Origin of the sequence: Lutibacter agarilyticus, assembly GCF_900188235.1 — a bacterium.
Classification (GTDB): domain Bacteria; phylum Bacteroidota; class Bacteroidia; order Flavobacteriales; family Flavobacteriaceae; genus Lutibacter; species Lutibacter agarilyticus.
The window spans coordinates 278,771-292,436 of record NZ_FZNT01000001.1 but is presented as its reverse complement, the minus strand read 5'-3'; the positions used below and the strand labels follow the sequence as shown (position 1 = coordinate 292,436).

General features: G+C 30.0%; 11 protein-coding genes. 10 read left to right on the top strand and 1 reads right to left on the bottom strand.

Features of this window, described 5'->3' with window-relative positions:
- The first annotated feature begins 2 nt into the window (after positions 1–2).
- Positions 3–461, top strand: a complete 459-nt coding sequence (locus CHB67_RS01090; RefSeq protein ID WP_089379892.1) for a hypothetical protein — start codon at positions 3–5, stop codon at positions 459–461.
- A gap of 55 nt (positions 462–516) precedes the next feature.
- On the opposite strand, the gene CHB67_RS01085 is transcribed toward CHB67_RS01090, so the two are convergent.
- Positions 517–2,142, bottom strand: coding sequence for an ABC-F family ATP-binding cassette domain-containing protein (locus CHB67_RS01085; RefSeq protein ID WP_089379891.1), 1,626 nt, complete (start codon positions 2,140–2,142; stop codon positions 517–519).
- A 169-nt stretch (positions 2,143–2,311) separates the two neighbouring features.
- On the opposite strand from CHB67_RS01085, the gene CHB67_RS01080 reads away from it, so the two are divergent.
- From CHB67_RS01080 to CHB67_RS01040, 9 genes are all read left to right on the top strand, one after another.
- Positions 2,312–3,703: a hypothetical protein gene (locus CHB67_RS01080; protein ID WP_089379890.1), complete on the top strand. Its 1,392-nt coding sequence runs from the start codon at positions 2,312–2,314 to the stop codon at positions 3,701–3,703.
- Positions 3,704–3,795: 92 nt separating this feature from the next.
- On the top strand, positions 3,796–5,631 hold the full coding sequence (locus CHB67_RS01075) for a DEAD/DEAH box helicase (RefSeq protein ID WP_089379889.1): 1,836 nt from the start codon (positions 3,796–3,798) through the stop codon (positions 5,629–5,631).
- 358 nt (positions 5,632–5,989) lie between these two features.
- The gene (locus CHB67_RS01070; RefSeq protein WP_089379888.1) at positions 5,990–8,449 is read left to right on the top strand and encodes a T9SS type A sorting domain-containing protein; all 2,460 of its coding nucleotides are present in this window, start codon (positions 5,990–5,992) and stop codon (positions 8,447–8,449) included.
- Between the two features lie 50 nt (positions 8,450–8,499).
- On the top strand, positions 8,500–9,498 hold the full coding sequence (locus tag CHB67_RS01065) for a leucine-rich repeat domain-containing protein (RefSeq protein ID WP_089379887.1): 999 nt from the start codon (positions 8,500–8,502) through the stop codon (positions 9,496–9,498).
- Between the two features lie 51 nt (positions 9,499–9,549).
- The gene (locus CHB67_RS01060; RefSeq protein WP_089379886.1) at positions 9,550–9,948 is read left to right on the top strand and encodes a hypothetical protein; all 399 of its coding nucleotides are present in this window, start codon (positions 9,550–9,552) and stop codon (positions 9,946–9,948) included.
- 228 nt (positions 9,949–10,176) lie between these two features.
- On the top strand, positions 10,177–11,253 hold the full coding sequence (locus CHB67_RS01055; protein WP_089379885.1) for a glycoside hydrolase family protein: 1,077 nt from the start codon (positions 10,177–10,179) through the stop codon (positions 11,251–11,253).
- Positions 11,254–11,440: 187 nt separating this feature from the next.
- Positions 11,441–11,608, top strand: coding sequence for a serine hydrolase (locus tag CHB67_RS17445; RefSeq protein WP_089379884.1), 168 nt, complete (start codon positions 11,441–11,443; stop codon positions 11,606–11,608).
- 20 nt (positions 11,609–11,628) lie between these two features.
- Entirely contained in the window at positions 11,629–12,042 is a 414-nt protein-coding gene (locus CHB67_RS01045) for a serine hydrolase (RefSeq protein WP_141119664.1), read from the top strand.
- Positions 12,043–12,575: 533 nt separating this feature from the next.
- Positions 12,576–13,616: a DUF4421 family protein gene (locus CHB67_RS01040; protein WP_089379882.1), complete on the top strand. Its 1,041-nt coding sequence runs from the start codon at positions 12,576–12,578 to the stop codon at positions 13,614–13,616.
- Positions 13,617–13,666 lie beyond the last annotated feature (50 nt).

Genomic DNA, 13,666 nt, shown 5'->3' with positions numbered 1-13,666 from the left:
CTATGAAAAAAACACTATTACATATTTTCTTTATTTTTCTTTTTACAGCTACATTACAAGCGCAGCAAATGAATAAAGAAAAAATGAAGCTCTTAAAAACTTCATATATTACTGATGCACTAGATTTAACACCTAAAGAAGCTGAAAAATTTTGGCCAGTTTACAATCTATACACCGATAAAATTGTAAAAGCTAAATTTTCTTTAGAGTCAAATTTTCACAGACAAGTTAAAAATGCTGGTGGTATCAATAATATTTCGGAAGAACAAGCTCAAGAATTTATGGATAAATCTATAGCTAGTGAAAAAGAAATATACACCAATAAAGTTGCGCTACTAGAAAATCTTTCAAAAGTGCTATCTGCAAAAAAGATTATAAAACTCCAAAAAGCTGAACGAGATTTTAATAGACAAATTTTACAAGAATACGGTAGAAGAAAACGTATGCAAGGCAGAGAATAAAATAAAAAACCATCAAATAAATTTGATGGTTTTTTTTTATATTTTTTTAAAAATACTAAGAATACATTTTAGTTCTTAATTCTTTGATTTTTGAATCACTTAAATATTCATCAAAAGTACTATACCTGTCAATAACTCCTTTTGGTGTAATTTCAATAACTCTATTTGCAACTGTTTGTGCAAACTCGTGATCGTGTGTTGTAAAAATCACCGTTCCTTTAAAGTTTGTTAGCGAATTATTAAAAGCTTGAATAGACTCTAAATCTAAGTGATTTGTAGGTTCATCTAATTGTAAAACGTTAGCTCTCATCATCATCATTCTACTCATCATACATCTAACTTTTTCTCCTCCAGAAAGCACATTACATTTTTTTAATGCCTCTTCACCACTAAAAATCATTTTTCCTAAAAAACCTCTTAAATATACTTCTTCACGTTCTTCTTCTGTTTTAGCATATTGACGTAACCAATCCACTAAATTTAAATTAGAATCTGTAAAAAATTCAGAATTATCTAACGGTAAATAGGATTGAGTTGTAGTAACACCCCATTGAAATTTACCACTACCAGCTTGTTGATGCCCGTTTAAAATTTCATAAAAAGCGGTTACAGCTCTTGAATTTTTAGAAATAAGCGCAACCTTATCTCCTTTATTTAAATTGAAACTTATATCTTCAAATAAAACTTCCTCATCTGTTGCTTTAGATAAATGCTCTACATTTAAAATTTGATCTCCAGCTTCACGCTCGCGATCAAAAATAATTGCAGGATATCTTCTACTTGATGGCTTAATATTATCAACATCTAATTTTTCAATCATTTTTTTTCTACTAGTAGCCTGCTTAGATTTTGCCACGTTTGCTGAAAAACGACGAATAAACTCCTCTAACTCTTTCTTTTTATCTTCTGCCTTTTTGTTTTGTTGAGCGCGTTGTTTTGCTGCTAACTGACTTGATTCATACCAAAAAGTGTAGTTTCCAGAATAGTGATTAATTTTTCCAAAATCAATATCAGAAATATGTGTACAAACTGCGTCTAAAAAGTGACGGTCATGAGATACAACAATTACAGTATTATCATAATTCGCTAAAAAATTCTCTAAAAAACCAATCGTTTCAAAATCTAAATCGTTGGTAGGCTCATCCATAATCAACACATCAGGATTTCCAAATAAAGCTTGCGCTAGTAACACACGAACTTTAGATTTCCCATCCAATTCACTCATTAAAGTGTAATGCATATCTTCTTTAATACCTAATGAAGATAGTAGTGTTGCTGCATCACTTTCGGCATTCCAACCTCCCATTTCTTCAAAATCTACACCTAACTCTCCAGCTTTTATACCATCTGCTTCAGTAAAATCTTCTTTAGCGTAAATAGCATCCATTTCATTTTTAAGGTCGTACATTATTTTATTCCCCATCATTACAGTATCTAAAACTGTAAATTGATCAAAAGCATAATGATTTTGTGATAAAACAGACATTCGTTTTCCTGGTTCTAAATGTACGTGACCAGAAGTTGGCTCTATTTCACCCGAAATAATTTTTAAAAATGTTGATTTCCCTGAACCATTGGCCCCTATAATTCCGTAGCAGTTACCGATTGTAAATTTCGTGTTAACTTCATCGAACAAAATACGTTTACCGAATTGGACAGATAAATTTGATACTGAAAGCATATTAGATTAATGTTTTTTAAATTTTTGCAAAAGTAGTAAATTCAATTCATTTTCAGCACGTTAAAATCAAGTTAATTTTATTTCCATTAAGCAACCCTTCAACATATTTAACATCTCATTAACAAGCAAAGCGTATTGTTAAATGTACATTTGTTTTAACCGAAATTTCATGAAATATCTTGTAAGTTTTTTTATTACTATTCTATTTTTTAGTTGCAATACAGCTGAAACAAAAAGTGGTTCAACATATTTTGGTGGAGAAATTGTAAACCCTAGATCTAAATTTGTTTTATTCTTAAAAGATGACAAAGTTATTGACACGCTATTTTTAAACACTGAAAATCGATTTCTAAAAAAGTATGAAAACTTTAAAGAAGGTTTATATACTTTTAAACATGGCTTGGAATTTCAATATGTTTACTTAGAACCTGCAGATAGCGTTTTAGTAAGATTAAACTCTTGGGATTTTGATGAGTCACTTGTATACAGCGGTAAAGGAGCTAGTAAAAATGATTTCCTAATCAATCTTTTTTTACAAAATGAAAAAGAAGAAAAAGCAATGTATTCCTATTTTAATTTAGACGAACCTAAATTTGAAGCAAAACTAGACTCTTTAGCTAATAAAAGAATTTCAATTTACAATTCATTCACATCCAATGAATTGCTGGTTTCTGAAGAGTTTATAGATTTGATTGACATCGCTATATATTACCCTTTATACAGGCTAAAAGAAGTATATCCTTATTATTACAAAAAAGCACACCAATTAACTAACTTACCTTCTATTTCTAATGATTTTTATTCATTTAGAGCTGAAATCAGTTTAAATGAAGAACAGTTTTTATCTTTCTATCCTTACCAGAATTATGTTGTTAGCTACCTGTATAATATTGCAAATCAATTAAAAGAAAGTAATACTAATAAAGATGATTTAACTATCAATGTTTTAAATGTAATTATTAAAAACATTGAATCTGAAGAAATTAAAAATACGCTTTTAAAAAGAATTATAATTAATGATTTTTTAAAGAGTGAAAACACGTGTACCATAAATAACGAAAAACTCGCTATCTTTTTAAAACATTGTACCAATAAAGAATTTGTAAACCAAGTAAAAAATTTAGTAAACGATAGTAAATACGTTGAAAACCATCAGCAATTACCAAATTTTAATATTGTTAATTATGATAATATTGGAACAGATATTCATACAATCATTAAAAACAAAAAATCGGTGATTTATTTTTGGTCCACCGAATTTATGTCAACTGATTATCTGGTATCTAGAGTTCGTTTTTTAGAAAAAAAATACCCTAAAATTCAGTTTATAGGAATTCAAATGCAACCCGCTTATTTAAATATTCATAATGAACCAAAATTAAAAAATTTAAATAGCAGCAAGCAATACAAATTAACTTCAAATAGTTATGCAAATAATTTTTTAACAAGTCATTACCCAAGAATTATTATTATTGATGATAAAAAACTTGTAATGAATGGTTTTACTTATTTAGACTCTAAAAAACTAGGGCAAGAGTTAAATAAAATACAAAAAAAATAGATTTTTGTATTTTATGTTAATTATAAACGTACCTTTGCACGTTTTTTAACCGGTTTATAGATGGGCATCTGTAAATCAATAATTTATACAGAATGACAACATTTAAAGACCTAGGACTTAATGAAAACATCATTAAGGCTCTTACCGATTTGGGGTATGAAAACCCTACAGAAATTCAAGAAAAAGCAATTCCACAAGTTATAGCTTCAAAAGAAGATTTAAAAGCTTTTGCACAAACAGGAACAGGTAAAACTGCTGCTTTTAGTTTACCAATTTTAGAACAAATTGACATTAATAGTAACAATACACAAGCTATTATTTTATCTCCAACACGTGAATTAGCATTACAAATTGCTAAAAACATTGAAGATTTTGCAAAACATTTTAAAGGATTTAGAGTAGCTGCTGTTTATGGTGGTGCCAATATTGAAGAGCAAATAAGAAAATTGAAAAAAGGTGCACATATTGTAGTAGGTACACCAGGAAGAACTGTTGATTTAATTAACAGAAGACAATTAAAATTAGCTAACATTGAATGGCTTGTATTAGATGAAGCTGATGAAATGTTAAATATGGGTTTCAAAGATGAATTAGATAAAATTCTTGAAGTTACTCCAAATACAAAACAAACTTTATTATTTTCAGCAACTTTCCCTAGAGAAGTAGAAAGTATTGCTAAAAATTATATGACCAAACCAGTAGAAATTACTTCAGGTCAAAAAAATAAAGGTTCTGATCAGGTATCACATCAATATTATGTGGTTTCTGAAAGAAACAGGTACAATGCACTTAAACGTATTGCGGATGTAAACCCTGATATTTATAGTATTATTTTTTGTAGAACTCGTAGAGAAACACAAGAAGTTGCTGATAAATTAATTAAAGATGGTTACAATGCTGATGCACTTCACGGAGATTTATCTCAAGCTCAACGTGACAGTGTAATGGGTAAATTCCGTAAAAAACATTTACAAATTTTAGTTGCTACCGATGTTGCAGCTAGAGGATTGGATGTAACAGACTTAACACACGTAATAAATCATAAATTACCAGACCAAATAGAGTCTTACACACATCGTAGTGGTAGAACTGGTCGTGCTGGTAAAGAAGGTATCTCAATTGCAATTGTAACTGCAAGAGAAAAAGGAAAATTACGCCCAATTGAAAGAATTATTGGAAAACAATTTGTAAGTACACCTGTACCAACAGGAAAAGAAATTTGTCAAAATCAATTATTAAAATTAATTGACAAAGTTCATGACATTGAAATTAATGAAACTGAGATTAATGATTTTTTACCTTCAATTTATGAAAAGTTAGAAGGATTAGATCGTGAAGAATTAATTAAAAGATTTGTTTCTTTAGAGTTTAACACATTCTTATCTTACTATGAAAATGCTCCTGATTTGAACGACAGCGATCAAATGAGAAGGTCTTCAGATAGAGATAGCCGTGGAAAAAGTAGAGATGATGAAAACATGTCTCGTTTCTTTATCAACATTGGAAGAAAAGATAAATTAAACCCAGCTCGTTTAATTGGTTTAATCAACGATCAAGATATTGCTAAAAATATTGAAATTGGTCAAATTGAAATTTTAGATACTTTTTCATTTTTTGAATTAGATAAAAATTATACTGAAGAAACTATCAGCGCATTTCAAAAAGGTGATGTAGATTTTGAAGGAAGAAACGTAAACGTTGAAAAAACAGAGAAAAAACGCTCAGGACGCGGCGGTGGCGGCGGAAGAAGAGATCGTGGAGACCGTAAAGATGGCGGTGGAGATAGAAATTCAAGAAGCGGTGGTGGAAGATCAAGAAGCAAAGACCGTAAATCTGGAGGAGACTTTAGTGCTGGGTTTGGAAGAAAAAGATCAGACAGTAAAAGTGACTTTGGAGGCTCAAAACCTTCAAGAAGAAGAAAAGGATAATACAAAAAAAAGCAGCCAATTGGCTGCTTTTTTTTATTATTTAAAATACATATACTCATTTCTACACTGAATAATAGCTCGTTTTTTTATTTCGTAAAGTATTTGTTCACCTTTACCATAATATACAAATGCATGAGTTAGTTTTTATAAAGATTCGTGGTATCTTTCGTTATTATAAGTGTGTACCAATTTTTATAAAGCACCTTCCAACCCCTCAGAAGTGTAATTGTAATCTTTCCCTAAAAGAGATAGATTTTCTCATAGTGCTGATAATAATTTTTAATAAAAAATCACATTAATTATTTTGCAAGTTGTTTATTATTTTTTTAATTTCTAATTAATTTTTAATCAAAACTCAATGAAAAATTTACTTATTTTAATAATGGTGTTTTTTGTCTCCCACACATTAACTTCTCAAACACTAGTTTTTCCTTTTACAAATGGTGGAGATAAAGATCAAGGGGCCATTTTTCAATATGACTATTCCAACGGAAATCATGAAGCATTGTTTTTTAATCACGAGATTGAGAAATCTGACCATTTAAATGCAGGTGCATCCAGTCGAGAAAGCAGAGGTGTATATGTAAGTTCAAATAATAGCATCTATTTTACTTTTGCTGCTGGTGGAACTCATGCTTATGATGCAGAGTCAAACGGACAAATAATAAAATATAATTTAACAAATAATGAATTTTCTGTAATTAGAAGTTTTAGTGAGTTAAACTATAACCAAGGTAGTCACCCTTCCAATGGATTAACAGAATATGATGGAAAACTTTATGGTGTTTGTAAAACTGGGGGCTCAAATGATGACGGATTAATTTACTATATTGATTTATCTGATGATAGTTATCATATTGCACACGAATTTTTAGAATCAACTGACGGCTCTATACCTTCTTCACCTTTGGTTTTAGAAAACAATAAATTTTATGGTGGAACAACAACATCTACTGATGGTAATGGTTTTGCTTTATATGAATTTGACCCAAGCAATAACAATTATAACCTGCTACATGACAATACAGGATGGGGTATACTTGAAGAAATAAATGATGTTATTTTTAAATCAGGACTTTTATATTATTGTAGTCAAGATTTAATAGGTTATTATAACTTTTCATTAAACAATATCACAACTATACATACTAGTGTAGGTGTTGATGATATTTTAGGCTATAGTTATCAAGGTTTAAACTTCGCTTCTAATACAGGAGGATTTTATGTGACCGCTACAGGTGGTGGATCTAACAGCACAGGGGCAATCTTACAATTAAACAGCAATTCACCCCATTTAGTTAACGTCCATTCTTTTGGAGCAAATGGAATCTATCCTCAACAAGAGTTAATAGATTTAGGAAATGGTAGTCAATTAGGTGTTACCTTAGAAAACAGCTCAAATATAAATGGTTCTATTTTTCAATTTACTTCTACTAATTTTGAAGTACCAATATTTAGTTTTCCAAACCCAACCACAGATGGGTTCAGAATACAAGGTATACCTGTTTTAGCAAATAATACATTGTATGGTTTTGCAGAAGAAGGAGGTACTTATGGCTCTGGAGTATTTTATAAATATGACCTTGTAACTGGTACTTATAGTAAAATTAAGGATATGGGTAGTACTATTGGTAGAGCTCCAATAGGTCAAATTATACTAACTGGAAATGGAGATTATATTGGTTTAAATACCAGAGGAGCTGAAAAAGGCTACGGATCAATTTTCACAACAGATTTATCCACAACAACTAGTGTGTATGAAAATATCAATAATAATATTATTGAAAAATTTGAAACTAATTTAGTTCATTACAATGACTTATATTATGGTGTTGGTCTCGCTTTTAATCCAAATTCAATAGAAAGCTTTAGTGTTCTTTATTCTTACGACCCAAATACAAATACTATTAATTCAGTTGCTGCTATAGACCCTAGTGGTATTGGAGTTGCATTACCTAACTCCATCACTCAAGGTAGTTTATTAATAGAAGGTAATAAACTATATGGTTTTACAACTTCAAAAATATTTGAATATGATCTTGTAACAAGTACTTTGTCTTACCCTCACACTTTTAATGAAAGTGTAGATGGAAATTTTACTATAAATGCAGAAATTAATGGTGGAATTATTTATGGTATTAATTCTAACGCTGGCGCCAATGGAACAGGTACGGTGTTTAAGTTTGAAATTTCAAGTACTACTTTTTCTGTTTTAGAAAACTTTACAGCATCAACTGGTAATCCTATTAATATTGGTTTGTCTGGGAATTTTTTATATGGTATTACTTCAAGAGGTGAAGTCAATTCTTTTGGAGGTGTTTTTAAATATGATTTACTAAACAATACATATTCTTTAATTCACAATTTAAATTCAACCGATGGATATTATAGAGGTGCTAAATTGTTTCTCGCTTCAGATGGGGATTTATATGGTACTTTAGATGAAGGTGGTCAAAATGGTTATGGAAGTATTGTGAAAATTAGCCCTAGTAATGACCAAGTTACTTTTCCTTTTCATTTTACACAATCTACAGGTAATACTACTTTAAGAAGTATAATTAGTGAGGTTAATACCTCATTATCTGTTTTAGATATTGATAAAAACAATTTTGATATTTATCCAAATCCTGCAATTGAAACAGTAAATATTTCAGGGGAAAAGATAATTAATATTGAAGTTTATACCCTTCTTGGTAAAAGAGTAATTCTCCCTTACTCTAATAATCAGATTAATGTTTCAAAACTAAAAGCAGGGGTTTATATTCTAAAAATATATACCGAATACGGATACGCTTCAAAAAAAATAATAAAGAATTGACAAACCAATTCAACTAAAAAATTATATAATTAATATTTAAATTGAACATTATGAAAAAATTACTACTCTTTGTTACTTTAATAAGTTTCAGTTTTATTCAAGCTCAAACTTTTACAATTGATAATATTAATTATGAGGTTATTCCCTCAACCACCAATGTAAAGGTTACAGGATTAGCATCTCCAGTTACCGATATGGTTATACCTGAAACGGTAAACAATAGTTCTATAGACTATACTGTAACTATGATTGATGATAATGCTTTTGAAGATAAGATAGATTTGTCTTCTGCTGTTATACCAAACTCCGTAACTTCAATTGGTGCAAATGCATTTAAAGGTTGTCTTTTTATGACTTCCTTAGATATTGGAGACTCAGTTACTTCAATTGGAAACGATGCTTTTCAATCATGCGCAAGTTTAACAACTATAGATTTACCTAATTCTTTAAAAACAATAGGTGATAGGGCATTTGAATATAATGGATTGTTATCTTTAGCAATTCCTAATTCGGTAGAAACAATTGGAAGTTATGCATTTTATGGCAGTGATGTGTTAGCATCTATTTCTATAGGAAATTCAGTAACTTCCATAGACGTATTTGCTTTTGGTGTACAAGCATTAAATTCGACTTTAACTTCTGTTAGTTGTGCAATACCATCACCTTTAACTATAAATGCTAATGTTTTTAGTAATAGAAATCTTAGTGCATGTAATCTAATTGTTCTTTCTAGTAGTTTAAGCGCGTATCAAACTGCAGATGTTTGGAAAGACTTTAACACTATTAACGGTACATTGAGTGTTGAAAATGTACTTCTTCAAAATGAAATTTCTTTTTATCCTAATCCTATTCAAAACGAATTATTTATAGATGTAAAAGGTTTAAATAATGCTAAACTTGAAGTGATAAATGTTCAAGGAAAACAACAATTTAATCATGTATTAAGAAAAATAAATACGATAAATACTAGTAATTTATCCACTGGAATTTATTTTATTAAAGTAACCTCTGATGAGGGAACAATTTCAAAAAAAATAATAAAAAATTGATAAACCAATTCAACTTAAAAATTAATATAATTAACATTTAAATTACACAGTATGAGAAAATTACTCTTTATTTCTATTATTACTTTACTATTTTCTTGTTCAAAAGATGACGAACCAGATAGAACTATGTATAATATTACATACACAGTTACTGCTACTAATGGTGCAACCATTAACAAGGTAGAATATAGAGATAGTCAAGGCAAACTTATCGAATTAACCAATGTTAATTCACCTTGGACCATCAACCTTAATGTTAGAGCAGGTCTTGGATTGGAAGCAGTAGCATACGGAGACATTCCTTATCAAGGCTCATTAAGTATTACTGCTGTTTGGGTACCAGAAGGCGGAGATTCACAATCAGAAACTGATACACTTGGGAATAATACTCCCGATTCAACTATTAATAATGGAAAAGTGGAAATTTCGGGTAGAACTTTACCTGATTAATAATTTTTCCCTATAACAAAAACAAAATGCCAACAACGGCTATAGTTCATTACGGCTTGAAATTCCTAATCGGATTTTCAAGCCTTTTTGATAAATTTATGGTTACAGTGGAATGATACTCGCGTACCACTCGCTAACGAAATCAAAGCCAAGATCGTTAGCTACAAGCTGAAAACATGTACTGACGTAACATTAATAAATTTGATGAAAATAAAATATATACATATTATGAAAATGATAATTTATACCGTTTTATTGTGTTTACCTTTAAGTTTGGTAGCACAAGAAAATACAGATAATCTGGATTTAGCAAACAAGATTTTAGAAGTTAATGAGAAAAATATTTTAAGAGATTCTGATTATCACAATTGGGGTTCTTCAATAGTAAAAGGAGAAGATGGAAAATATCACCTCTTTTATGCTCAGATGTCACAAGCAATTGGCTTTAGTTCATGGCTTACCGACGGTATTGTATCTCATGCAGTGGCTGATTCGGTTGCAGGACCCTATGTTCATAAAGAAGTTGTATTAGAAGGTCGCGGACCTGATTATTGGGATGCTTACACTGCACATAACCCCAGAATCAAGTTCTTTGATGGTAAATACTACTTGTATTATATGTCAACTAATGTAGGTGGAAGAATACTATCTAAAATAGAATGGGAAGAGGCACGGCATGGTGGCATCTCTAATGAATTTCGAGCACTGGTAAGACAAAATCAACGAATTGGAGTTGCTGTTTCCGAAAGTGTGAATGGACCCTGGAAAAGATTTGACAACCCCATAGTAGAACCTGAAGGTCCTATTGCTCAAATTACATGTAATCCGGCTGTTTCAAAACGACCTGATGGTGGTTATATCATGATTGTTAGAGGTGATAAGCCAAATGTTAAATACTCAAATGGCAAATGGCCAACTCAAAATGAACTCATAAGAAGTCAAGCAATTGCTTTGTCAAACACACCGATAGGCCCCTGGAAAATTCAACCTAAACTAGCTGTGGGGAATTTAAATTCTGAAGATCCAGCTATTTGGTATGATGCGACAAGAGATCGTTATTATGGTATTTATCATGCATTTGGATATATGGGCATGATTACATCTGTTGATGGAGTTAACTGGAAAAAAGCAAAGCATTATAAGGTGTTAGATAAAGCAATAAAAAAAGCTGATGGTACAGAAATATTAGCAGGCAGATTAGAGCGCCCTTTTATCTTTGTTGAAGATGGTGTTGCAACTGTTTTAACGGTTGCAGTGCTAGAAAAGGATGGCAATTCATATTCTCTTTTTATTCCTTTAAAGTAATTATTCCAAACCCGTTAAAATATATAAAAAGTTTGATTTAAAAATTATAATATGGCGTACAATCTAGTAAGTAATTTTGTCATTACCATACACCGTTTGTTAACACACACATCGGGGATTAAAGATTTTACTAGAGTTAAAGGACTAAATAGAATTTCAAAACAAGACTTGACTCCTCTGGAGCTAATTGATTTTTTTTGAAAACGAACCTATTGATTTTGTTCAAGGGGAAAAATTTAAATATAATAATTCGGGATATGTAATATTGGGCCATATCATTGAAAAATTAAGTGGACTGCCATATGGTGATTTTGTTAAAGAACAAATTTTTATAAAACTAGGAATGATAGCCTAAAATATAGAAGTCATAGAGAAATTCTTAAAAACAGAGCTTCAGATTACCATAATAAGAATGGTTATGTTAATCGTAGACAAGTTAGTTATTCTTTTGCTTATTCTACCAGTGCATTGATATCTAACGTCAATGATATGTTTACTTGGCAAGAAACCATAAAAAATAACCTTTTAATTAGCAAAGAAACAACTGAAAAAGCATATACAAATTATACATTGAATAACGGGGAGCATATTAACTATAGTTATGGATGGCATATTAAAGAAATAAATGGAGTTCCTACCAGAGAACATGGTGGACTCTTTTTTGGATTTAAATCTACGGGTGTATATCTTCCTAATTATGATATTTATGTTGTTAGACTGAAAAATTGTGATTGTAATTCACCAACAAAAATTACTAGAGAAATAGCAGAATTGGCAGCGAAGCATTAAATTAAAAACGCATTACAACAACTTATATCAAAAATAAAGAAGTAAGTACAAGTCTAGAAGGTATGCACTTTTTTTTGTAAAATTGTTTTAACCGAAAAATTGGTGATTTTTAATCGCTACTTTTTATATACGCGAATGTTGGCTCTTCAAATCAATCCTAAGTGTGTATTTGCCCAAATTAAGAGTTCTTAAAACCCTTTATATTGTTTAAAAAAAAACGATGAAGGTCTGTTTTGTGCATATGAGTATCTATTGTTAATTTTGACACATCAATTCCGATTAAATCTACATAATTTTTCATAATTTTATAATTAAATTAAAAATTATTACATTACTTTTAATGGGGTCTCCAAATGGTCGTAAGCAACCTAAGAGAGAAAAGAGAACTAATACTAATAATAGAACTTAATTCTAAAACCCGTTTTAGTTCTCATCTTGTTTCTTAGTAAAGGTTAATAAGTCTAATTTTATAGTGCAAAATAAAGGAGCCCGTTGGCAATAATTTATAGAAGGTTTGATTAAATCACAGAAAAATGAATAGACAAGCCATATTAAGACATGTTATCCTAACAGTAACGTTTTCACTGTGTGTATTAATTTCTATTAGGGCACAAACAACAGATAGTCTAGGTGTGAAAATTGAAGATGGCTGGATAGAAAAAATGGGAGATAAAATTGCTGTAGATATTTCATTAAATAATTCCTACGAAATATTTGAAGTTAAAACTGTTACAGAAAAATTTATACTATACCCTAACACTCCTACAAATTTACGTTTAAAATTAAATTACAAATTCATATCATTTGGTTTAGAGGTTGCTCCAAAATTCATACCCGGTAATGGTGATGAAGATGCAAAAGGTAATACAAAATCATTTAGGTTAGGCACTTCATTAGTTTTTAAACACTGGTTTTCAAATCTTTCGTATTCAAAAGTTAAAGGTTATTATCTTAAAAATTCAAACGATTTTACAACAAGGACTAAAGGAGATCCATATATACAGTTTCCTGATTTAAAATATAAAGGGTTTTCCTTTACTTTAGGTTACTATAGTAATACCAAGTTTTCACTTAGAAGTTTAACATCACAAACTGAGCGCCAATTAAAAAGTGCTGGAAGTTTTATACCCGTATTTAATTTTCGTTACTATACAATTGATGATACATCATCTAGTTTTAACACGCAAAAATCTAATAACTTTGAAACAAGTGTTGGACCAGGTTATGCTTATACTTTTGTTGCAAAAGAAAAATTTTATGTTTCCTTAAATTTTCAAGGTAGTTTAGGTTATTTAAATACTAAATTAACAACAAGACAACCAACTAGAAATATTAAAACAAACCAAGACAATTTTATTTTAAGATGGGATGGAAAAACTGGCATAGGCTATAATGGTGATGGTTTTTATACAGGGTTGTACGCAAACATTTCAGGAACAAAATATAAACAAGAAAACACAACTGCTATTAATTTTGAAACAAAAGTTTTTTATCACCTTTTTTTGGGCATACGATTTAAATCTCCAAGTGCTATAGAAATACAAATGAATAAAATAGAAAACAAACTTAATTAGTTAAACTATGGTTAGCAAGGTTAAACCCTTTGAAAAATAATCATTTATAT